The organism is Mucilaginibacter psychrotolerans (assembly GCF_004519315.1).
Lineage (GTDB): Bacteria > Bacteroidota > Bacteroidia > Sphingobacteriales > Sphingobacteriaceae > Mucilaginibacter > Mucilaginibacter psychrotolerans.
Genome location: NZ_SOZE01000001.1, coordinates 49,648 through 68,851, shown reverse-complemented (window position 1 = coordinate 68,851; position 19,204 = coordinate 49,648). Strand labels below are relative to the sequence as shown.

At 44.5% G+C, this 19,204-nt stretch carries 27 protein-coding genes; 11 read left to right on the top strand and 16 right to left on the bottom strand.

Features of this window, described 5'->3' with window-relative positions; genetic code table 11:
* Both E2R66_RS00345 and E2R66_RS00340 read right to left on the bottom strand, forming a co-directional pair.
* The gene (locus E2R66_RS00345; RefSeq protein ID WP_133230256.1) at positions 1 to 567 is read right to left on the bottom strand and encodes a DUF4194 domain-containing protein; all 567 of its coding nucleotides are present in this window, start codon (positions 565 to 567) and stop codon (positions 1 to 3) included.
* A 2-nt stretch (positions 568 to 569) separates the two neighbouring features.
* On the bottom strand, positions 570 to 1,994 hold the full coding sequence (locus E2R66_RS00340; RefSeq protein ID WP_158288299.1) for a DUF3375 domain-containing protein: 1,425 nt from the start codon (positions 1,992 to 1,994) through the stop codon (positions 570 to 572).
* 696 nt (positions 1,995 to 2,690) lie between these two features.
* On the opposite strand from E2R66_RS00340, the gene E2R66_RS00335 reads away from it, so the two are divergent.
* The 4 genes from E2R66_RS00335 (at position 2,691) to E2R66_RS28225 (ending at position 4,667) form a co-directional block, all read left to right on the top strand.
* Positions 2,691 to 3,878 (top strand): MFS transporter, encoded by a 1,188-nt coding sequence (locus tag E2R66_RS00335; RefSeq protein WP_204985839.1) that lies wholly within the window; start codon positions 2,691 to 2,693, stop codon positions 3,876 to 3,878.
* Between the two features lie 231 nt (positions 3,879 to 4,109).
* Positions 4,110 to 4,298, top strand: a complete 189-nt coding sequence (locus tag E2R66_RS00330; protein WP_133230252.1) for a hypothetical protein — start codon at positions 4,110 to 4,112, stop codon at positions 4,296 to 4,298.
* 17 nt (positions 4,299 to 4,315) lie between these two features.
* A complete protein-coding gene (locus E2R66_RS28230; protein ID WP_158288298.1) occupies positions 4,316 to 4,468 on the top strand; it encodes a hypothetical protein in 153 nt (50 codons plus the stop codon).
* A gap of 40 nt (positions 4,469 to 4,508) precedes the next feature.
* Complete coding sequence (locus E2R66_RS28225; RefSeq protein WP_158288297.1) at positions 4,509 to 4,667, top strand: hypothetical protein; 159 nt, start codon at positions 4,509 to 4,511, stop codon at positions 4,665 to 4,667.
* Between the two features lie 71 nt (positions 4,668 to 4,738).
* Here the strand turns inward: E2R66_RS28225 and lpxB are convergent, their stop codons facing one another.
* A complete protein-coding gene (gene lpxB, locus E2R66_RS00325) occupies positions 4,739 to 5,854 on the bottom strand; it encodes a lipid-A-disaccharide synthase (protein ID WP_133230250.1) in 1,116 nt (371 codons plus the stop codon).
* Positions 5,855 to 5,917: 63 nt separating this feature from the next.
* On the opposite strand from lpxB, the gene E2R66_RS00320 reads away from it, so the two are divergent.
* Positions 5,918 to 6,385, top strand: a complete 468-nt coding sequence (locus E2R66_RS00320) for a DUF7684 family protein (protein ID WP_133230248.1) — start codon at positions 5,918 to 5,920, stop codon at positions 6,383 to 6,385.
* Position 6,386: 1 nt separating this feature from the next.
* On the opposite strand, the gene E2R66_RS00315 is transcribed toward E2R66_RS00320, so the two are convergent.
* Both E2R66_RS00315 and surE read right to left on the bottom strand, forming a co-directional pair.
* On the bottom strand, positions 6,387 to 6,653 hold the full coding sequence (locus E2R66_RS00315; RefSeq protein ID WP_133230246.1) for a hypothetical protein: 267 nt from the start codon (positions 6,651 to 6,653) through the stop codon (positions 6,387 to 6,389).
* A complete protein-coding gene (gene surE, locus E2R66_RS00310) occupies positions 6,646 to 7,422 on the bottom strand; it encodes a 5'/3'-nucleotidase SurE (RefSeq protein WP_133230244.1) in 777 nt (258 codons plus the stop codon). The genes E2R66_RS00315 and surE overlap by 8 nt, the downstream gene beginning before the upstream one ends.
* 28 nt (positions 7,423 to 7,450) lie before the next feature.
* Here surE and E2R66_RS00305 point away from each other — a divergent pair, with 28 nt between their 5' ends.
* Positions 7,451 to 8,005 (top strand): Uma2 family endonuclease, encoded by a 555-nt coding sequence (locus tag E2R66_RS00305; protein ID WP_158288296.1) that lies wholly within the window; start codon positions 7,451 to 7,453, stop codon positions 8,003 to 8,005.
* Here the strand turns inward: E2R66_RS00305 and E2R66_RS00300 are convergent.
* From E2R66_RS00300 to acs, 11 genes are all read right to left on the bottom strand, one after another.
* Positions 8,002 to 9,156: an acyltransferase family protein gene (locus E2R66_RS00300; RefSeq protein WP_133230240.1), complete on the bottom strand. Its 1,155-nt coding sequence runs from the start codon at positions 9,154 to 9,156 to the stop codon at positions 8,002 to 8,004. The genes E2R66_RS00305 and E2R66_RS00300 overlap by 4 nt on opposite strands.
* A 35-nt stretch (positions 9,157 to 9,191) precedes the next feature.
* Positions 9,192 to 10,532, bottom strand: a complete 1,341-nt coding sequence (locus tag E2R66_RS00295) for a hypothetical protein (protein WP_133230238.1) — start codon at positions 10,530 to 10,532, stop codon at positions 9,192 to 9,194.
* Positions 10,533 to 10,668: 136 nt separating this feature from the next.
* Positions 10,669 to 10,854: a CsbD family protein gene (locus tag E2R66_RS00290; RefSeq protein ID WP_133230236.1), complete on the bottom strand. Its 186-nt coding sequence runs from the start codon at positions 10,852 to 10,854 to the stop codon at positions 10,669 to 10,671.
* A 75-nt stretch (positions 10,855 to 10,929) separates the two neighbouring features.
* On the bottom strand, positions 10,930 to 11,319 hold the full coding sequence (locus tag E2R66_RS00285; protein WP_133230234.1) for a VOC family protein: 390 nt from the start codon (positions 11,317 to 11,319) through the stop codon (positions 10,930 to 10,932).
* A 30-nt stretch (positions 11,320 to 11,349) separates the two neighbouring features.
* The gene (locus tag E2R66_RS00280; RefSeq protein WP_317130755.1) at positions 11,350 to 11,574 is read right to left on the bottom strand and encodes a Txe/YoeB family addiction module toxin; all 225 of its coding nucleotides are present in this window, start codon (positions 11,572 to 11,574) and stop codon (positions 11,350 to 11,352) included.
* Positions 11,575 to 11,636: 62 nt separating this feature from the next.
* Positions 11,637 to 11,849, bottom strand: a complete 213-nt coding sequence (locus E2R66_RS00275) for a type II toxin-antitoxin system Phd/YefM family antitoxin (protein ID WP_133230230.1) — start codon at positions 11,847 to 11,849, stop codon at positions 11,637 to 11,639.
* 67 nt (positions 11,850 to 11,916) lie between these two features.
* The gene (locus E2R66_RS00270; protein WP_133230228.1) at positions 11,917 to 12,462 is read right to left on the bottom strand and encodes an alpha/beta fold hydrolase; all 546 of its coding nucleotides are present in this window, start codon (positions 12,460 to 12,462) and stop codon (positions 11,917 to 11,919) included.
* 42 nt (positions 12,463 to 12,504) lie between these two features.
* Complete coding sequence (locus E2R66_RS00265; protein WP_133230226.1) at positions 12,505 to 12,858, bottom strand: alpha/beta fold hydrolase; 354 nt, start codon at positions 12,856 to 12,858, stop codon at positions 12,505 to 12,507.
* Positions 12,859 to 12,863: 5 nt separating this feature from the next.
* Positions 12,864 to 13,136: a type II toxin-antitoxin system RelE family toxin gene (locus E2R66_RS00260; RefSeq protein ID WP_133230224.1), complete on the bottom strand. Its 273-nt coding sequence runs from the start codon at positions 13,134 to 13,136 to the stop codon at positions 12,864 to 12,866.
* Positions 13,136 to 13,333: a hypothetical protein gene (locus E2R66_RS00255; RefSeq protein ID WP_133230218.1), complete on the bottom strand. Its 198-nt coding sequence runs from the start codon at positions 13,331 to 13,333 to the stop codon at positions 13,136 to 13,138. The genes E2R66_RS00260 and E2R66_RS00255 overlap by 1 nt, the downstream gene beginning before the upstream one ends.
* A gap of 91 nt (positions 13,334 to 13,424) precedes the next feature.
* Entirely contained in the window at positions 13,425 to 15,326 is a 1,902-nt protein-coding gene (gene acs / locus E2R66_RS00250; RefSeq protein ID WP_133230216.1) for an acetate--CoA ligase, read from the bottom strand.
* A gap of 451 nt (positions 15,327 to 15,777) precedes the next feature.
* Here acs and rpmB point away from each other — a divergent pair, with 451 nt between their 5' ends.
* The 5 genes from rpmB to rimO all read left to right on the top strand — a co-directional run bounded on the left by rpmB (position 15,778) and on the right by rimO (position 19,161).
* Positions 15,778 to 16,011 (top strand): 50S ribosomal protein L28, encoded by a 234-nt coding sequence (rpmB, locus tag E2R66_RS00245; protein ID WP_067187494.1) that lies wholly within the window; start codon positions 15,778 to 15,780, stop codon positions 16,009 to 16,011.
* Positions 16,012 to 16,116: 105 nt separating this feature from the next.
* A complete protein-coding gene (gene rpmG / locus E2R66_RS00240; protein ID WP_022830075.1) occupies positions 16,117 to 16,299 on the top strand; it encodes a 50S ribosomal protein L33 in 183 nt (60 codons plus the stop codon).
* A gap of 85 nt (positions 16,300 to 16,384) precedes the next feature.
* Positions 16,385 to 16,543 (top strand): DUF4295 domain-containing protein, encoded by a 159-nt coding sequence (locus E2R66_RS00235; RefSeq protein ID WP_078348017.1) that lies wholly within the window; start codon positions 16,385 to 16,387, stop codon positions 16,541 to 16,543.
* Positions 16,544 to 16,725: 182 nt separating this feature from the next.
* The gene (gene ftsY / locus E2R66_RS00230) at positions 16,726 to 17,691 is read left to right on the top strand and encodes a signal recognition particle-docking protein FtsY (protein WP_133230214.1); all 966 of its coding nucleotides are present in this window, start codon (positions 16,726 to 16,728) and stop codon (positions 17,689 to 17,691) included.
* Positions 17,692 to 17,826: 135 nt separating this feature from the next.
* Positions 17,827 to 19,161 (top strand): 30S ribosomal protein S12 methylthiotransferase RimO, encoded by a 1,335-nt coding sequence (gene rimO, locus E2R66_RS00225; protein WP_133230212.1) that lies wholly within the window; start codon positions 17,827 to 17,829, stop codon positions 19,159 to 19,161.
* Positions 19,162 to 19,204 lie beyond the last annotated feature (43 nt).

The window sequence follows — 19,204 nt, the reverse complement described above, 5'->3', positions numbered from 1 at the left end:
TTAATGTGTTATGTTTTTTTCCGCAGCATACAATTGAAGTTTTTCGAGCATATCATCAATCACATCCGCATTGACGAATCCCTTGATAATCCGATGTATCTCATAATTGCTACTGTTGTCATCCAGCTTTCTTAAAAACCCGATATCAATCACTTTATTAATGGTGGTGATGATACGCTCCTGCTGCCGGGCTTCGTCCGAAACGGTGGGCAGGAATAATTTCGTTCGATTAATAATTTCCTGCTGGGTAATGATTGCTCGGACTGTACCGCCCTGGGCATCGTGTTCCAGTAAATATTTTCGCAACACAATACATAATAAGGAAGCAAAGAAGTTTAATTGCCGTTTTTCAGCCAGCCTTGGGATTTCTGATTCTTCGCCCTGTTCTTTTTGCTGTAGATAAGCATAGCCTTCACTTTTATCGAGATACACCTCCAGGTCGATAGTAGAAAAATATTTTCTTACATCTTTTTCATATTGAAGCAGGCCTTCCCAGGCATCCTTCTGGCTATCATATAAAATACCTTTGAGCAGTGCCACCAAGCTTAGCGAATATTCACGTATCATGATTATCGGTTAAAAATAATTAAAGGTGCCTCCAATTGATATTCCGTTCCGGCGTCCTTGTTTTGTACGATTAATTTTTCTGTATGCTCGCTGTTGACCAAGTGCCGACTATCAGCGGATGCAATTTGCATATATCCTAAAACTTCTGCGACGCCCTTAGTAGGTACATAATAGTCCAACACTTCCGTTAAGGAGACTTGTGACTTGTTACGCAGTAGTGAATGCACGTTGCTTCGCAATAATTCTATATCCACATAAAACTGTTCAAACAGTGCATCGGTATTTGCATCAGCAGCGCCATCTTCAACCGAAGTTTGTTCGAAAATGATTTTTACAGGCGGTTTAAACAGAGGCCGCTGCATCAGGAAGCTTGGGCGGAATAAACCATCCACCTCCATTAAAATCTGATACGGCTCCAGCTGATCGCGATGCGTAATCAATAGCTGTTCGATAGCTTCTATACTATGGAGGATATGCTTGCTTTCGGAAAGATTTTTTTGTTCAACATATTTCCGCAACTGTTCGATTAATCCGTCGTTGCTTCGGTTAACCTTATCTCCAGCGTCCACCAGGTTGGTTTTGATCCGGTCAACAATCTGTTCCTGTTTTACCAGTTTGATGGCGGGTATATTGTTCAGCTTTCCGATAAGCTCTTCCAATTCCCGCTGCATGCCCTCGCTCATCAAAAATTCCCAGAATGCTTTGAAGCTCTTTCCCTGGTCGGTATTCCACAAATGATTCTGTTGCTCAAAAATTTCATCCAGCAAAATGCCTTTTGAAAGAGTGCTCTTAATAATCGTTTGCCGAGTATTGATATCCAATTCCCTGAAGTTTTCTTCCACCTGCCTAAAATCTGCCAGCAAACGTTTAGCTGTCTCCTCGGCCAGAAAATAATCTTCCTTTAGCTGGGTATCGCTGGGCTGTACATAATTTCCTTTTTTTATCTTTTCGATTTCTATGTCCAGCTTTTTTCGTTCTTCCTGCAATTGCTGTATCCGATCATACGGTCCCGCAGTCCTGTTAACAATTTGTTGCAATAATGAAAAGAACTGCAATAAGCGGCTGTGCGTCCCAATAAATTGCTGTTTGTTCAGGTCATCCAACCATTTCAGCGCATTCTCTGTAGCGGGAGAAAGTTCAAATATCGGTTCATCTTCCGTTTCATAATACCTCCTTACAAAACCTTGCTGAGCCCATTTTTGCAGGTAATCTAAGGGTGGATGCGTATAATCAGTTATTCCTTGCCTTTCCAGGGAAAAAAGGAAATCTCCCAATAAACCCGCCAAACCGGATTGCAGATAAGAAATTTTATCTTGCTGCTTAAAAGCTAAATGGAAAAAACTAATCAGCAATGGAAAATGGTCCGCACGTAGAATTTGCAGCGTTTTATCATTTTGATACAGGGCCAATGCTTTTTCGTAAGTCATATTGGCGACGAGATGGGGATAATTATTGTTTAAACTCGGTTTTTTTTCTGCCAGTAAAAGCGTGATAAGCCGACGCATTCACATCGTATCATTGGTTATCGGTCATTCAATAATACATAAAAAATATGATATTAGGATTTTTTTAAAATTCAGGAGACGGCATTTTGTATGAAACGCAAATATTTAGCTGTTTATATGTAATTTAAATTGCTAAATCCCTAGCGACAAGCTAGAAGTCATAGCGCCGTTCGTTAGGCATTAATCAAGGCCATCTCCAAATCCTACAAATCAAGGTTCAGACAATCAACGAAATCCTAAAATCAAATAAACGGCGTAGCCCTCTTGAGTACCTTTTAAAAACAAATTATCAGCGAAATATCCACGGTCCAAATTCTTGTAAAAAAGTAAAGCCCCTGATGGGCAGGGGCCTTTACTAACCAATTATAAACCTAAATTATGAGAAGACTATTTTATGTATCAACCTGTATGTCCTTGTTGATGGTGTAAAAGTAACACTAACTTTTGAATTACAAAGAATTTATTTGTAATTTTTTTGTCATCCTTATATCAATGTACTTTTTTCGTTATTGTATTAACAAAGATAACTCAAATTGTTTGACATATTTTCAATTTTTTATGAATTTTTACTGACCATCTTGTAAAAAATTGTTTACACTTTTGTTAATATCTTAAAAAATGGCCGTTACAACACATAAACCCGAATTAACTACCACTACCCTTTGGGTGATGACCATTACCACCGGGCTAGTTGTAGCCAACCTGTATTACAACCAGCCATTGTTAGAAGATATGGCCCAAACCTTCCACGTTAGCAATGGTAAAGTGGGCCAATTATCCATGCTTACCCAGTTGGGCTACGCTGCGGGTATCTTTTTTGTGATCCCCCTGGCCGATATGGTGAAGCGCAAGCGTTTGATGCTCATTGAATTTGCATTTATCGTTTCGGCGCTGCTGTTGACGGCCTTTGCGCCCAACATACATATATTATTACTGTCGGGCTTTCTGTTAGGCGCGGCATCCGTTATGGGCATGCTGCTGGTACCTATGGCCGCACATTTGGCCAGTCCGGCCGAGCGGGGCAAAAAAATCGGCTTTATCATGAGCGGGCTTTTAATAGGCATCCTGCTATCGCGCACGCTTAGCGGTTTTGTGGGTGCCCATTTTGGCTGGCGCAGCATGTATTTTATTGCTGCGGGTATTATGCTACTGATGTGGCTGCTGATTTACCTGATGTTGCCCGAGATAGAGCCTGAGTACAAAGGCAACTACCGCCAGCTGATGCAATCGCTGGCCGATTTGGTAAAGCACGAACCCAAACTGCGCCTGGCTGCCCTGCGCGGCGGGCTTTGCTTTGCGGCTTTCAGCGCGTTTTGGACCACCCTGGTATTTATGCTCAAACAGAACTTTAACGAGGGCAGCGATGTGGCCGGAGCCTTTGGGCTTGCGGGTGCCTTTGGCGCCATAGCAGCTGGACTGATGGGCCGCCTGAGCGATAAAATGGACGCTTATAAATTATCCACCATTACGCTTGCGCTGGTTTTGGTATCGTTTATCATCTTCTGGTTTTCGGCCTATAGCATAGCGGGCTTAATTATCGGCGTTATTGTTATGGATATGGGCGTGCAGGCTACGCATATTTCTAACCAGGCCATCATCTTTTCATTAAACCCGGCGGCGCGCAACCGTATCAACACCGTTTATATGGTAACCTATTTTGTAGGCGGCGCAGCAGGCACCTTCCTGGCTACGCGTGTTTGGGGTGTTTACGGCTGGCCGGGCGTATGCGCTATCGGCATCGTGCTATCGGCCATTGCTATTGTTATACACCTGGCAACGCGCAAAACCATGCAGCGGAGTGTCTGAAAACGGACACCGTACACTTTTACCGAACACTTGCTGACTACCATTTACCACGGGCCGTACTTGTTTTTTGTACAGTAGCCGTAGGTTTTCCCTTTAAAACCCTTAAAAAAGGTACACTTTCCCTGCTTTTTGTACGCAACGTAAAAAAAGATATCGCTTGCTGTCATTTTTTTTCGCCCTGCCGGTTTTTTTGGCACAAAGTTGGAATAAGTACTATCAAACGGAGACATCATGGAAACCGAAAAGAAACCAGAAGCCCCGGCTGAACAGAAAGAATGGGAAAACCCGGTAGCCCCAGAAAAACCAGCCGATCACCGGGAAGAAGAACAACTGGAAAGGCAAATGAGGGAAGCGAAGCGCAGGCACGATAACCTTGAAGAAAACCAGGACGAAGCAACAGAGAAGGAAACAGAAAACTAACAATAAAGATATTGATTATGAAAACTGCAACACAAAACACATCGACAAGCAAATTGGTAACCCGTTTCGACAGGGAATTGAAAGTGATTTTAATGAACGACCTGAAAGCCATCAAGGCCGTAAGAGATCAAATGATGCAGATTAACGCTAACCGTTTAAGCATAGCCTAAGCAACACGAACCTTGTAAACACCTGATAAAGCATCTACCTATGAAAACCTACCAAAAACCCGCTACCAGCAAGCTTTTTGCACGTTTTGATAACGAACTGAAGAACTTATTAATGGAAGACCTGAAGGCTTTAAGGGAGAAAGGCCTATTTACCACCCGCAACAACCAGGCTGCACAACAAACTTTGTCGGCCGCCTGATCTACATATATTCTATATCTATTTTAAAACAGTATTTTGAGAAAGATAGGGCCCGGCAGCAATGCAGGGCCTTATTTTTTTGAGGCATATTTCACAATAAGCGCCGCCGTTTTTGCCGATGCGCCGGGTGTGCCCATCCGCTGGTCGAGCAGATCGTAGTTGGCCAGCATCTGTTTGCGGTAATCATCAAGCCCAACCAGCTTATCCAGTTCGTTGGAGATGTTGTGGTAATCGCAGTCCTGCTGTATCAGTTCTTTCACCACTGCCCTATCCATAATCAAATTCACCAGCGATATAAACTTGATCTTTACCAGCATTTTGGCAATGCCGATGGTTAGTGCGTTGCCTTTATAAACCACCACCTGCGGTACGTTGAGCAGGGCGGTTTCTAAAGTGGCGGTGCCCGAGGCTACGATGGCCGCTTCGGCATTGGCCAGCAAATCGTAAGTAGCGTTGAACACCACGGGGATGTGTATGCCGCCGATATAAGGTGCATAATACTGCGCATCGAATGTGGGTGCGCCCGCAATTACGAATTGGAAGTTGGTGAAGCGCCCGGCAACTTTGGCCATATCGGGCAGCAGGCGGCTAATCTCTTGCTTGCGGCTGCCGGGCAGCAAGGCGATGATCTTTTTGCCCGAAAGCAGCATATTATTTTTCAGGAAATCGGGATTGGGCGTAAAAGCGGCCACAGCATCCAGCAGCGGGTTACCCACGTAATCGATATCCATGCCCCAGGTTTTGTAAAACTCCACCTCGAAGGGAAGGATACAAAACAGGTGATCTACAGATTTTTTTATCCTGAGGACGCGTTTCTGGTTCCAGGCCCAAACTTTTGGGGAGATATAGTAGCAAACCAGCAGGCCTTTCTTCCTGGCGAACTCGGCAATCTTGAGGTTAAAGCCGGGGAAATCTATCAGTACCAACACATCCGGCTGATTGGCGAGGATGTCCTTTTTGCAAAGGCTCATGTTTTTGAGGATGGTGCGCAGGTTGGCCACTACCTCTACAAAGCCCATAAAGGCCATATCCTCGTAGTGTTTTACCAGGGTGCCACCCTCGGCCTGCATCAAATCGCCGCCAAAATAACGAAACTCCGCCTTGGGGTCTTCCTGCTTCAATGCCTTCATCAAGTTTGCGCCATGCAAATCGCCCGAGGCTTCGCCCGCAACCAGGTAATATTTCATGCTACAATGATAATAAGTAATTTATTGTTTGTCGACGATTGAATAGCTAATTTAGTTTTCACGATGATTGATTTAGCAACAGTTAATAACCGTAAAGTTTTTTACCAACGCTACGACACAGAAACTCCATGGAGTACAAACTTTCCAACGGAGAACTGGCTGGCTTTCGTATTAGTAGACAATCAACCTAAAACGAAGTTATTCGAGATTTCTAATAAGTTGATCGGTCGAAATGCTTGTTATGTTTGTGCAACAGGTGAGCAAAGTGAATTGATGCACGACATTGTGGATGAAGATATTGTCTATAGAGAAGTCGACATCGATTACGAGTATAATTATTTACCGCCTTTCGATATCATAACCACATGGCACAACACTATACAAGAAGGGTTGTGGTTTGCAATCTATGCTGCCTGCAACGACCCTATTGAAATTGATAAGATAGTATGTTTAAATGCAAGTGATGGTTTTTCTGAACCCGAAATTCGTGAACTGCTTTTAAAATTTACCGAAGGTTACATTCCTGATTAAATCATCGGATGTGTATCTTAAACAAAAAAACCACCAGCATAAACGCAAAGGTAAACATCATTACGCCTTTACCTGTATCTTCCAGTTGATTCTTGAGGCAATAACGCAGGAGCACTAAATTCAGGCCTACGGCGATAAGGTAAGGTACCGCAGGTTTATCCATAATAAAGGCATCGTTGTGCAGTATATACTCAAAAACTACCCAGCTTATTGCAGGTAATATACCGCCCAGCACAAGGCCGGTGCCTATGCTATTCTTTTCAAACATTAAAATTCCAGGTGTTTAAAACAGGTATGGCGTGGTGCGCCGTCATATCAAACTGTACGGGCACTACCGAGGCATAGTTATGCTCCAGTGCCCAAACGTCGGTGTCCTCTCCGTGATCGTTATTATGGAAAACGCCGGTAAGCCAGTAATAAGGGCGTTTGTAGGGGTCCAGCCGCTGGTCGAATTCCTCGGCCCATTTGGCATTGGCCTGGCGGCATATCTTGATGCCTTTGATATCGTTCGTATTGGGGAAGTTTACGTTGAGCAGCGTGCCAACCGGCAAGCCATTCTGTAATACCTGCATGGCAATCTCTTTGATGAATTTTTCGCAATGGCTAAAATTAGCCTGCAAAGCGTAGTCATCCAGCGAGAAACCGATAGACGGGATACTTTCTATTGCCCCCTCCACCGCTGCCGACATGGTGCCGGAGTATAGCACATTAATAGAATTATTCAACCCGTGGTTGATACCCGACACGCAAAGGTCGGGTTTCTGCCCCTTGAATACTTTGGTAACGGCCAGCTTCACGCAATCAACCGGCGTGCCGCTGCAGCTATATATTTCGATGCCCTCGTAAAGGTCAACCTTATCTAAACGGAGCGGCTTGCCAATAGTGATCGCATGCCCCATGCCCGATTGCGGACTATCCGGCGCTACCACCACTACGCGGCCCAGCTCTTTCATCACATGCATCAGGCTTTTGATGCCCGGGGCGGTTACGCCATCGTCGTTTACAACCAGTATAGTGGGTTTGGTGGGTTTTGTCATTTGGCACAAAATTAGTTATATTTGGTTGATGCTTACCGCTGAGAAGAAAAAGAAATACACAGTAGAAGACTACATGCTTCTGGAGGAGGGTGCGCCTTTTCAGCTTATCAATTACGATTTAGTTATGTCGCCTTCGCCAATCCCTTTGCATCAGGTAATATCTATTAGATTCTCCAATGCTTTAGTAAACTTCTTAGATGCTATTGGAGATAACGGGTTTATTGTAGCGGCCCCTATGGACGTAAAGTTTGATGAAGGAAACGTACTTCAACCCGATATACTTTATATTACCGAATCGCGAGCCGCTGAAATGGTAACAACAAGAGTAGAAGGTGCGCCTGATTTGGTTGTTGAAATATTATCACCCTCAACTGCTTACTACGACCTTCGCCAAAAAAAGGATATCTACGAGAAATATGGTGTGAAAGAATATATCATTATTGATCCTATACAGGAGAATGCAGAAGTGCATATAATAAAGGATGATGTTTATGTATTGCATCAAAAGGCACAAAAAACCGATACCTTACATTCTGTTGTATTGCCGGGCTTTAGTTTCGATTTGAATAAAATCTTTCGTTAAACCACCCTATTCACCCACGGTATCCTCACCACCAGCAACCCCAACAAAAAGCTGCCGATAACCGCCAACCGCGCTACCACCAATAACTTTAAAGCAGGTTCTACAACCCAGTTATGCAAAGCTACCGAAAGGGCAATCAGTATCAGCGGATGGAAAATGTAAACCGCGAAGGTGCTTCGCGATAGCAGGCTTAGAAATTGGGATGGCTTATTCCAACGTTCTTTACCGATGCAGAGCAATGCGGTTACGATACTGAAGCCTACCAGTTGCTCCCATACGGCGTACCACAAACTTTGCCAATGCCCGCCGATATTGAAGGCATCAGTTGGGAAGTCTAACATCTTTTGCGCCACAAAAAAAGCCGGGAAACCTATATATACCAAACGGAGGGCGATTGTGCGCATGGTTTTGCCTGTTTGATAATCGGCATTGGCTATCCATTTGCTGCGCGATGCGATGAGGCCCAATATAAACATGGCGATGTACTGCGGAAAATGCCCCAACTGAAAGCCAAGTGGCTTTAGCACCCACCCTACCGGGAAAACGATACGCACAGCATAACTTATCAGGCCGATGACGCCGGCGAACAGGAGCAACTTTGCTACCGAGGGTAAGGGTTTGGACATGTGCCTGTCATCCATAAACATGCGGAACAGGGCGTAGGCTAACGTAAATATCAACAGGGCGGCCACAAACCATAACACGCCGAAATTTATCCAACCATCGAACCCGCTGAGGTATTGCGCATAAGTTATCTGCGGATGCGTGCCGGTATAGTTGTACACCATAAAACTGAGGAATGGCGACAACACCAAGGCGTAAAACACCAGCGGCAACCCCAGCCTGATCAACTTATCGACAAGGAATTTAGCCGGTCCCTTTTTATCGAAAGATGAAGGGATAAACAATGCCGACAAGAAAAAGAAGAAACCCATAAAAAAAGCCTGGTTAACGGCAACAAAAACCGTCATGGGTAAAAGGGCCCCCATTAGGGTTGTTTTTTCGCTGTAATACCAGCCACCCGGTGCGCCATAAGTTACGCAAGCATGGTGCAAAATCACCAAAACGGTTAGCACTACCTTAAGGTGGTCGATATAAAGTATTTTGCCTTTGCTTTGTTCGGGCGTATTGGCGGAGTGCGTTCCGGGCATTTGATGAAGATTTTGGTGCGCGTAAAATACGAACTTTAATCTATTCTCACCTTAATGCTGTTAACCCAAAGTGCAGCGCGGTCTAAGCTTTTTGAAAACTCATTAAGCAGATAAGCTTTATCGGCCGTTACCATGCCTTTAAATACCTGAATACCATTGGCTATTACGGTTACGGGCTTCTTAAGGTCTATCATATTTGGGCTTATCTTCAATTCTACTTCGGTAACGCCGGATTTTTGCAGGGTGAATACATTGTCGCTGTAAGTGGCTTTAACGGCGGCGCTTTTCAGCGGATTGTAAATCAGGTTGCTTACCCATATCTGATCCCGCTCAAAATAATACTTATCCTTTACAGCAAACGGCTGATGCCATGCCGCAGCGTTTAATGCCGTATCGGCCACGATTGATAGCCAATGGATAGCGTTATAGGGGCTATTTTGCATAGTTTCCCAGTAAAGGTTTGTCTGATAAGGGTTACGCGACAATCCTTTCATAAATTCATTCGCAAAAGGTTCGTCAATACTGAGATGTCTATCGTAGTGCTCATAACCTGCATATTCTTTGTAAGTAATCTGCTTGCTCAACCGCTTTAAAGAATCTACAATTTGCCTGGTAATTGCGATGCGCCGCAATTTGTCTTTATCAGAATGCACCTCGTAAAGGGGTAGGTTTTGAATATTACGGATGTAATAATCATGCGCGAATAAATTATAAAACATGGTGTTATAAGCAACCACGCCGGCAAATTGGTCTGGCTTGTAAACGCCCATGCCGATTGAACCATCGGCACCATCGGAATGGCCGAATGCAAATACGCGGTTATCATCTATATTAAGCACCTGCTTCAATTGGATGATGATTTGGGCCAAAACCCCGAAAGCCCGGTTAGGCTGGTAAGGCTGGTTCCTCGGTTGCATCCTGCCGCCCCATGTAAAGCCCTTAGGCTTATCGGCAATAGGTTGTATGATGATGTACCCCTGCGTCTTCAATGGGTCCACCAAAATATCTTCATCGGTATTGCCCAGGGTGTCGATGTCTGTAAAATGGCTGATACCGACCGCTCCATGCAGCACCAATACACAGGCATTGGGCTTGCTGGTGTTATACGTCGGCGGAACAAACACCCGCAGCGGAATGGCACCGATACGCTCATCGTTATAATAAAACAGGTAGTTGATACCTTTTGCTTTGACTTCGTGGTAACGCTGCCAGCGGGAGAGTAATTTCGCGGCAGAATCAGCATCGATTTTCGGATCGACCCTAATCCTTTTGATTTCGAGCGATAGATCGTTGGATTGAGGCAGCACGGCCAGTTTGGTTTGGGCCGACAGGCAAACGGGCGCAAGCAATAACAGCAGCAGGTAAATTTGCTTCATAAGGCATTAATAGTTTAGTTAATCGACACCTGTTTAAGCCGAACGTTGCTTCCGCTACAAAATAAAAAAGCCCCGCTATGCAGGGCAATTAAAATCATTCAGGTCGGGCGAATCGCTAACCTTCAACCTCAAGTCACTACAAGCTGTTTATCCAGTCCACCAGCTGCTCGCGGGTTTTGCCGGTTTTTTGCTGGATGCGGCCAAGCGTTTCATCGTCTTTGCCTTCTTCGTGCGCCAAATCATCGTCTGTCAGGTCGCCGTAAGCTTGTTTAATCTTTCCTTTCAGCTCGTTCCAGCCGCCTTTTATTTCTAACTTATCCATGGTTTGTTCCTCCTTATTTAGATGTATAAAGAGAACAGGCCGGGGCGTAATTAGTTTTTTATTTGGGACTGTAAATTACAGTACCGATTCATCGCCCGGTTCCCAAAGCTCAATGATGTTGCCTTCGGGATCCAGGATATGCACGAATTTGCCATAATCATACTCGGCTATCTCATCTACAATGGTTACGTTTTCGCTTTTTAGTTCCTCAACCAATGCCGCTAAATCCGCTACGCGGTAATTGATCATAAAGGGCTTTTCGGAAGGGTTAAAGTATTTGGTATCGGCAGGGAAAGCGCACCAACTGGTTGATCCTTTTTTTGTGGCATCGTCCTCGTGCAGCCACTCAAAAGTGGTGCCGTATTGGCCAACGGGCAATCCCAGGTTTTTGGTGTACCAATCGTTCATGGCTTTTGGATCGGCACTTTTAAAAAACACGCCGCCGATGCCGGTTACTTTTTTCATAGATATAGGTTTAAGAATCAATGCAGCAAGTTAGATTTTATTCCTGGTATTTACGATATTCTGACGTCCATTAGTAATGGAAACGTAGTTGAGCGATAAAAACAGTATCGTCTTCTCTTTATAAACCAGTCGATGTTCGCTTGTTATCCATCGCGACCAATAACCCGCCCATTTATGTTTTAGTGGCTCTGGTTTACCAATACCTTCGAAAGGAGTAATTTGTATATCAGCCAGCAACAAGCTTATCTTTTCCATAATTTGCTTATTCCCACTCTTCTTCCAGTATTGCAAATGGGCTTGAGCTTTTGGCGAAAAAGTTACTTCCATAAATCTTCCAGAGAGATTTTCACCCCTTTTCCGGCTTCCAATTCCTGGATACTTTCATCAAGTTCTTTTTCGTTGGCTTTAGTCGACATCAAATATTCTGTCTCATCAAGTTCCTTTTCGTACACAACATCAAAAGCATCGAAAATAGTTTTCAAAGCCTTTTCCTGTTCTTCATTCTTGGGGCGGACGGTAAGTACTGACATATTTTCAAAAACTAACTATAACAAATTTAAGGTATTCTAACTGAAGATAAAAACGATAATTGCCTTGCTAAGCTCCCAAAATATCTTTTCTGACTATCCTTTCAAATTCCTCAAAGCACTCCGTATGTGGAAAATGCGCAGCATCCGGAAAGGTATAGTATTGCTTTTTGGGGGCATTCAGCTTTTCGAAGTAATCCTTTGCGCCCTGATAATACGTATGATGGTCATGCTCGCCGTGGAAGAAGTAAACCGGCATTTTATATTCGGTTACCACCTCATTGATATTGGTATTGATGATTGCATCCCACAGCTGGTTAAAACTAAGCGAGGAGCCTTTCATGTAGTTAAGCTTATCTTTAAAGGCATATTCTTTGCAGGTGAGCAGTTTCCAAATCGCAAATAAAAAGATATTCTTTTGCCGCATGCTGCCCCTATACCGCGCCACCTGCCAACGCTGAAAGTTAAAATACCTGAACCAGGCCTTTGCACCCGCATCCCGGGAGGGCACGGGCCACTTTTTCAATTTACGGAGTACGCTACTATCTTTGCGGATTGTGGCCTGCTGTTTCACGAAATCGTAAGATTCCAGTTCAGACAAGTATTGATTCGTCACCTGCCCTACGCTTAGGTAAGCATGGAAAAGTTCGGGATGCCGCTATACCAGTAACGAACCTAAAAAGGTACCCCATGATTGCCCGAGCACGTATATCTGTTTTTGCTTGAGCTTCCAAATGAGGAGTTCGGCAATCTCCTTAGCACTTGCAATCATCCGTTCTACCGTTATCGCGCTCTTATCCTCAGGCCGGGTGTAAGACCTGCCTGCGCCAGGCTGTTCCCAATAACAAATGGTAAATATCTTTTCCAGCGGTTTCAGCACATCTGCTGTAAAACAAAAATCCGGTGTGCCCGGCCCGCCATGCAGGTACAGCAACACCGGATTATCGCGTTGGTTCTCGCCGCGAATGGAAATATATTGCTTATTGTCGGTGGTGATAGGGGTATCGGTCATAAAGCTTAGGGGAACACTTTATAAACATCTTTTCGTGGCAGTACCCGAACCAACTCAACAACCTCGTTTTGGAAGAAAAAGCAAATACGATGGTCTTTAAGACGCATGCGATAAGCATTTACTGCTTTTTTGCCACCTTTTAATGATTTAACATTTGGAATATCCGACAACTTTTCTGCGCTGAGAATTACAGCGATTGCATCAGCAAGGCTTTCCTTCAGCGTATCCGACAGCTTTTTACTGTCCTTTGTAAAAGTTGCCCGGATATCTAATTGCATTATTTAGATTTCAGCGACGAAATAAAATCCAATTTTTCCTGCTCGTTCAAAAGCGGAGACTTTCGTCCCTCTTCCATTGCCGCTAAATAATATTTGTCATCTTCGGCAGGCTCCGATAATTCTATTTTAAGCGTTTTAGCTAACTCTGCAATTAGAGGCAAATGCTTTTTTTGAACGTTTTTCAACACAAGTTCCATAATCAAATTTAAGATATTCTTGTGTAAGAAAAAAGCCCCTAACAAACAGATTTGTCAAGGGCTTTTTCTCCAGCAAACTTTTTTATCTAAGCTACAATGCTCCCGCCTTTATCTCCTCCACTACAGCAGGATCCAACAAAGTCGATGTATCGCCCAGGTTACTGGTATCGCCTTCGGCAATCTTGCGCAATATCCTGCGCATGATTTTGCCCGAACGCGTTTTTGGCAAGCCGGGTACGAATTGAATTTTATCGGGTTTGGCAATAGCGCCAATAATGCGGGCTACGGTCATCATAATATCCTTGCGGGTAAGTTCCTGGTCGCCATGCTGATTAGGACATACCACAAAGGCGTACACGCCCTGCCCTTTTATATCGTGCGGATAGCCAACCACAGCACTCTCTACCACGGTGGCGTGCATGTTAATGGCATTCTCTACCTCGGCCGTACCAATACGGTGGCCCGATACGTTCAGCACATCATCTACGCGACCGGTTATACGGTAGTAACCGTCTTCATCGCGCAGGCAGCCATCGCCGGTAAAATACAGGTTTTCGTAAGTAGCAAAATAGGTGGTGCGGCAGCGCTCATGGTCGCCATAGGTAGTGCGCAGCATGCCCGGCCATGGGAATTTGATGCACAAGTTCCCGCTTACGCCGTTGCCATGTATTTCCTTGCCGTTCTCGTCGACCAGTATAGGCTGCACGCCCGGCAAAGGCAGGGTTGCATAACCCGGTTTTAGCGGGGTAACGTTGGCAATCGGCGATATCATGAAACCACCGGTTTCGGTTTGCCACCAGGTATCCACAATAGGGCATTTGCCCTGGCCAATCTTCTCGTCGAACCAGTGCCAGGCCTCCTCATTCAGCGGCTCGCCTACCGAACCCAGCTTTTTCAGCGAACTGAAATCGCGGCCCTTTACCACATCATCGCCAAAACTCATCAGCGAGCGGATGGCGGTTGGGGCCGTATATAAAATATTTACTTTGAATTTCTCTACGATATCCCAAAGCCTGCCCGCATCAGGCCAGGTAGGTACACCCTCAAACATTACCGACGTTGCCCCTTGCGTAAGCGGACCGTAAGCGATATAAGAGTGGCCGGTTATCCAGCCGATATCTGCGGTACAAAAATACACTTCACCCGGCTGGTACTGGAATGCGTTGCTAAAGGTATATCCCGTATAAACCATGTAGCCGCCACAAGTGTGTACAACGCCCTTCGGCTTGCCGGTAGAACCCGATGTGTAAAGGATAAACAACATATCCTCGGCATCCATTTCTTCGGCGGGGCAATCCGGGTTGCCCTGGGTTTCCACCTTTTTTATTTCATCTTCCCACCATACGTCGCGGCCTTTAATCATGGATACCGGCGTGCGGCTACGGGTTAATACGATCACTTTTTTAATCGATGGGCACTGCACCAGCGCATCGTCGATAATATTTTTCAAAGGCACTTCCTTGGTTCCGCGGAAACCACCATCGGCTGTGATCACGATATTGCATTCGGCATCTTTTATCCTATCGGCTATAGATTGCGCCGAGAAACCGCCGAACACTACCGAATGGATAGCACCTATACGGGCACAAGCTAAAACAGCAATAGCCAGCTCGGGCACCATGGGCATGTATATACAAATCCGGTCGCCTTTTTTAGCGCCGTTGTTTTTAAGCACGTTGGCAAACTGGCAAACTTTATCGTGCAGTTGTTTATAGGTAATAATGCGGTGGTCTTCTGTCGGGTCGTTTGGTTCCCAAATAATGGCTGTGGTATCGCCATTTTTTTCCAGGTGGCGGTCCAGGCAGTTCTCGGTAATGTTCAGCTTGGCACCCTCAAACCATTTTATTTTGGGTTCTTTAAAGTTCCAATCTAAAACCTTATCCCACTTCTTTTTCCATAAAAAATTATTGGCAATGCCTGCCCAGAATTGTTCAGGCTGTTCAACACTCAGGCTATAGGCCTGCTGGTATTCTTCAAACGACTTTACTTGCATAGCGATATATAAATGGTGGCGTAAATTAGTAATTTTTGTGTTAAGCGGATAATAAATTTAAGGCTTTTTAAAATATTTTAAAAAGTAAGGCTTGATTGGATTAACCGATTTAGCATCGAGGTGAATTTAACCGCAGAGGGCGCGGAGATTTGCGGTAGCTATCCGCAGAGAGGCGCGGAGCTTAGATAGTTTATATAGAGCGTTTTTCTCGCAAAGGCGGGAAGGTGCAAAGTTTTAATTTTGTCTCTGTGTTGCTCTGTGCCTTCTCTGCGCACTCTGTGGTAAAAAATAGTCAGCTAACGGTTTCAAAATCACCTACTATTAACCCCATCCCACACCCCTAAATTCTTTTTAAAATATTTTGCAAAACACTATTGCTTATGTGTTTGAAAAACCTGATATTTGCAAACTCTTTTTAGGAGAAGAGCGAGAATTAAAAAAAATATTTGTCATGTCAAGAATTTGTGATCTAACAGGAAAAGGCTACATGAACGGTAACAGCGTATCAAACTCGAACGCTAAAACCAAACGTAAGTTCTATCCAAACTTACAGTTGAAAAAGTTTTACATCCCTGAAGAAGATAAATGGATTACTTTAAAAGTATCTACTTCTGCTGTTAAAACTATCAGCAAACTCGGTATTACTGCTTGTATCAACAAGTTCGTAAAAAAAGGTTCTATTTAGTAGTTTGTACGTTTAACGGCATACGTTTAGCGCTTCCACTATAATAATCATCAAGCAATAATCAACGTAAAACGTACCACGTATTACGTTTAACAAGATAAGAAAATGGCTAAGAAAGGCAACAGGGTTCAGGTAATTTTAGAATGCACAGAGCATAAAACCAGCGGCATGCCGGGTATGTCTCGCTACATTACCACCAAAAACAAAAAGAACACAACCGAGCGTTTGGAATTGAAAAAATTCAACCCGGTTTTACGTAAAGTAACCGTTCACAAAGAGATTAAGTAATTGGTTGATTAAGTTGATTGGTTGATTAGGTTCAGGCGGTCGGCTCACTCATTCACTAATTTAATAATTCAATAATTAAAAAGACATGGCAAAGAAAGTAGTTGCAACACTGAAAGTAGCAGGTAAAGGCAAAGAATATTCAAAAGTTATTACAATGGTTAAGTCGCCACGCACTGGTGCTTACTCATTCAAAGAGCAAATTGTACCTAACGATAACGTTAAGGATGCAATTGCCGGTAAATAATACCCGGTAAAACTTTTGCTAAAATATTAAAAGCCGTCTTGTATATAACGAGAGGGCTTTTTTTGTTGATTGTCTGAATCAGAATTAACAGGATTGAAGAATTAACAGAATGCAAATTTCTTTTACCTTGTTATTCTGTGAAGCAAAAGAACATTCTGAAAATTCTAAAATTCTGATCATCTATGGGATTATTTGATTTTTTTAAGAAAAAGGAAAGCACGCAGCAGGAACAGCAGGCGCTTGATACCGGGCTGGAAAAAACCAAGGATAATTTCTTCTCCAAATTAACCAAGGTTGTTGCCGGTAAATCTACCGTTGATGATGACGTGCTGGATGATCTGGAAGAAGTGCTGGTAACCTCTGATGTTGGCGTAAGCACCACCCTCAAAATTATCGACCGCATACAAGCCCGTGTTGCCCGCGATAAATACGTTGGCACCAATGAGCTAAACGGCATATTGAAGGATGAGATACAAAAGCTCCTTGCCGAAAATAACAGCAACGATTTCCAAAATTTTGAATACGGCAACCATAAGCCCTATGTAATTATGGTGGTTGGCGTAAATGGCGTGGGTAAAACCACCACCATAGGCAAGCTGGCCCATAAACTAAAACAGGCCGGCAACCAGGTAGTACTTGGCGCTGCCGATACCTTCCGCGCGGCAGCAGTAGACCAGATAAAGCTTTGGGGCGAGCGTGTTGGGGTAAAGGTTGTAGCACAAGCCATGGGCAGCGATCCGGCTTCTGTAGCCTACGACACCCTCCGTTCGGCAGTAGCTAATGGCGACGATGTGGCCATAATTGATACCGCCGGCCGTTTACATAATAAGGTAGGCCTGATGAATGAGCTCACCAAGATCAAAAATGTAATGCAAAAGGTTATCCCCGGTGCGCCGCACGAGATATTGCTGGTGCTGGATGCATCGACCGGGCAAAATGCCATTGAGCAATGCAAGCAATTTACCGAGGCTACCAACGTAAACGCCCTGGCCCTAACCAAGTTGGACGGCACCGCAAAAGGCGGTGTAGTGATAGGGATATCCGATCAGTTTAAGATACCGGTAAAATATATAGGCGTAGGCGAGGGGGTTGAACATCTGCAGTTGTTTGACAGGACATCCTTTGTTAATAGCCTGTTTAAATCATAATGATAAGCTGCGTAGCAGCGCTAATAATAAAAAAAAACGTCATTGCGAGGAACGAAGCAATCTCTCGATTAGCATGTCCATTATGCATAGTTCAGAGATTGCTTCGTTCCTCGCAATGACGGGTTGGGAAATGCAATGAGGACGAAAACAATAAGCAAGCCGATACTAACCGCTAAACCCCGTGTAAACGTGGTTACCCTCGGCTGTTCAAAAAATATTTACGATAGCGAAGTACTGATGGGCCAGCTAAAGGGCAATGCCTATGATGTAGTGCACGAAGCCGAAAAGCTGCGTAGCAACGATATTATCGTTATCAATACCTGTGGCTTTATCGATAATGCCAAGCAGGAATCTATCGATACCATCCTGCAATACAGCGAATTGAAGGAACAAGGCAAGGTTGGCAAAGTAATCGTTACCGGTTGCCTTAGCGAACGCTACAAACCTGAGCTGGAAGCCGAGATCACCAACGTTGATGCCTACTTCGGCACCAACGATCTACAGAATATATTGACCAACATCGGTGCCGATTACCGCCACGAACTGATTGGCGAGCGCCTGTTGACCACCCCTTCGCATTTTGCCTATTTTAAAATTGCCGAAGGCTGTAACCGCCCATGTTCCTTCTGCGCCATCCCTTTGATGCGCGGCAAGCACGTGAGCACGCCGATAGACCAACTGGTAAAGAACGCCGAAAGCCTGGTAAAGAATGGCACCAAAGAATTGATACTGATTGCCCAGGACCTTACTTACTACGGCCTGGATATATACGGCAAACGCAACCTCGACGAACTGTTGCGCCGCTTGAGCGATGTGAACGGCGTGGAGTGGATACGCATGCAATATGCCTACCCGGCAGGCTTCCCGATGGAAGTTTTAGACGTAATGAACGAGCGCGACAATATCTGTAAATACCTGGATATGCCGCTGCAGCACATTACCGATAACATGCTAAAATCCATGCGTCGCGGTTTAACCAAACAGAAAACCATCGATGTGGTGAACGAGATTCGCGACCGTGTACCCAACATCGCCATGCGTACCACACTCATCACCGGTTACCCCGGCGAAACCGAGCGCGATTTTGAAGAAATGCAGCAATGGGTTGCCGAGACAAAGTTCGACCGCCTGGGTTGCTTCACCTATTCGCACGAAGAAAAAACACACGCGCATTCTTTGATAGACGATGTGCCCGAAGAAGTAAAACAGGAACGCGCCGATGCCATTATGGAAATTCAGCAGGGCATCAGCTGGGAAAAAAATCAGGAAAAAATTGGCAATACCTATAAAGTACTGATCGACAAGAAAGACGGCGGCTATTTCGTTGGCCGTACCGAATACGATTCGCCCGAGGTGGATAACGAGGTGCTGATAGATGCCAGCATTGATTATGCAGCCGTTGGCAGCTTTGTTAACGTAAAAATCAATACCGCTGAGGACTTTGACCTTTATGGACAAATTGTAAAATAAGACCATTTTTGCAGCACGATGTTTGAATTAGAATTTTAAAATC

Bases quoted from the DNA above. Each gene is read 5' to 3' on its own strand.
- E2R66_RS00265 (WP_133230226.1), bottom strand. From the start codon at position 12,858: ATGACCGATACCCCTATCACCACCGACAATAAGCAATATATTTCCATT.
- ftsY (WP_133230214.1), top strand. From the start codon at position 16,726: ATGGGATTATTTGATTTTTTTAAGAAAAAGGAAAGCACGCAGCAGGAA.
- E2R66_RS00305 (WP_158288296.1), top strand. From the start codon at position 7,451: ATGCTTACCGCTGAGAAGAAAAAGAAATACACAGTAGAAGACTACATG.
- rpmB (WP_067187494.1), top strand. From the start codon at position 15,778: ATGTCAAGAATTTGTGATCTAACAGGAAAAGGCTACATGAACGGTAAC.
- E2R66_RS00330 (WP_133230252.1), top strand. From the start codon at position 4,110: ATGGAAACCGAAAAGAAACCAGAAGCCCCGGCTGAACAGAAAGAATGG.
- lpxB (WP_133230250.1), bottom strand. From the start codon at position 5,854: ATGAAATATTACCTGGTTGCGGGCGAAGCCTCGGGCGATTTGCATGGC.
- acs (WP_133230216.1), bottom strand. From the start codon at position 15,326: ATGCAAGTAAAGTCGTTTGAAGAATACCAGCAGGCCTATAGCCTGAGT.
- E2R66_RS28225 (WP_158288297.1), top strand. From the start codon at position 4,509: ATGAAAACCTACCAAAAACCCGCTACCAGCAAGCTTTTTGCACGTTTT.
- E2R66_RS00275 (WP_133230230.1), bottom strand. From the start codon at position 11,849: ATGTCAGTACTTACCGTCCGCCCCAAGAATGAAGAACAGGAAAAGGCT.
- E2R66_RS00320 (WP_133230248.1), top strand. From the start codon at position 5,918: ATGATTGATTTAGCAACAGTTAATAACCGTAAAGTTTTTTACCAACGC.
- E2R66_RS00285 (WP_133230234.1), bottom strand. From the start codon at position 11,319: ATGAAAAAAGTAACCGGCATCGGCGGCGTGTTTTTTAAAAGTGCCGAT.
- E2R66_RS00260 (WP_133230224.1), bottom strand. From the start codon at position 13,136: ATGCAATTAGATATCCGGGCAACTTTTACAAAGGACAGTAAAAAGCTG.
- rpmG (WP_022830075.1), top strand. From the start codon at position 16,117: ATGGCTAAGAAAGGCAACAGGGTTCAGGTAATTTTAGAATGCACAGAG.
- E2R66_RS00295 (WP_133230238.1), bottom strand. From the start codon at position 10,532: ATGAAGCAAATTTACCTGCTGCTGTTATTGCTTGCGCCCGTTTGCCTG.
- E2R66_RS00290 (WP_133230236.1), bottom strand. From the start codon at position 10,854: ATGGATAAGTTAGAAATAAAAGGCGGCTGGAACGAGCTGAAAGGAAAG.
- E2R66_RS00280 (WP_317130755.1), bottom strand. From the start codon at position 11,574: ATGGAAAAGATAAGCTTGTTGCTGGCTGATATACAAATTACTCCTTTC.
- E2R66_RS00340 (WP_158288299.1), bottom strand. From the start codon at position 1,994: ATGACTTACGAAAAAGCATTGGCCCTGTATCAAAATGATAAAACGCTG.
- E2R66_RS00335 (WP_204985839.1), top strand. From the start codon at position 2,691: ATGGCCGTTACAACACATAAACCCGAATTAACTACCACTACCCTTTGG.
- E2R66_RS00345 (WP_133230256.1), bottom strand. From the start codon at position 567: ATGATACGTGAATATTCGCTAAGCTTGGTGGCACTGCTCAAAGGTATT.
- E2R66_RS28230 (WP_158288298.1), top strand. From the start codon at position 4,316: ATGAAAACTGCAACACAAAACACATCGACAAGCAAATTGGTAACCCGT.
- E2R66_RS00315 (WP_133230246.1), bottom strand. From the start codon at position 6,653: ATGTTTGAAAAGAATAGCATAGGCACCGGCCTTGTGCTGGGCGGTATA.
- rimO (WP_133230212.1), top strand. From the start codon at position 17,827: ATGAGGACGAAAACAATAAGCAAGCCGATACTAACCGCTAAACCCCGT.
- E2R66_RS00300 (WP_133230240.1), bottom strand. From the start codon at position 9,156: ATGCCCGGAACGCACTCCGCCAATACGCCCGAACAAAGCAAAGGCAAA.
- E2R66_RS00255 (WP_133230218.1), bottom strand. From the start codon at position 13,333: ATGGAACTTGTGTTGAAAAACGTTCAAAAAAAGCATTTGCCTCTAATT.
- surE (WP_133230244.1), bottom strand. From the start codon at position 7,422: ATGACAAAACCCACCAAACCCACTATACTGGTTGTAAACGACGATGGC.
- E2R66_RS00235 (WP_078348017.1), top strand. From the start codon at position 16,385: ATGGCAAAGAAAGTAGTTGCAACACTGAAAGTAGCAGGTAAAGGCAAA.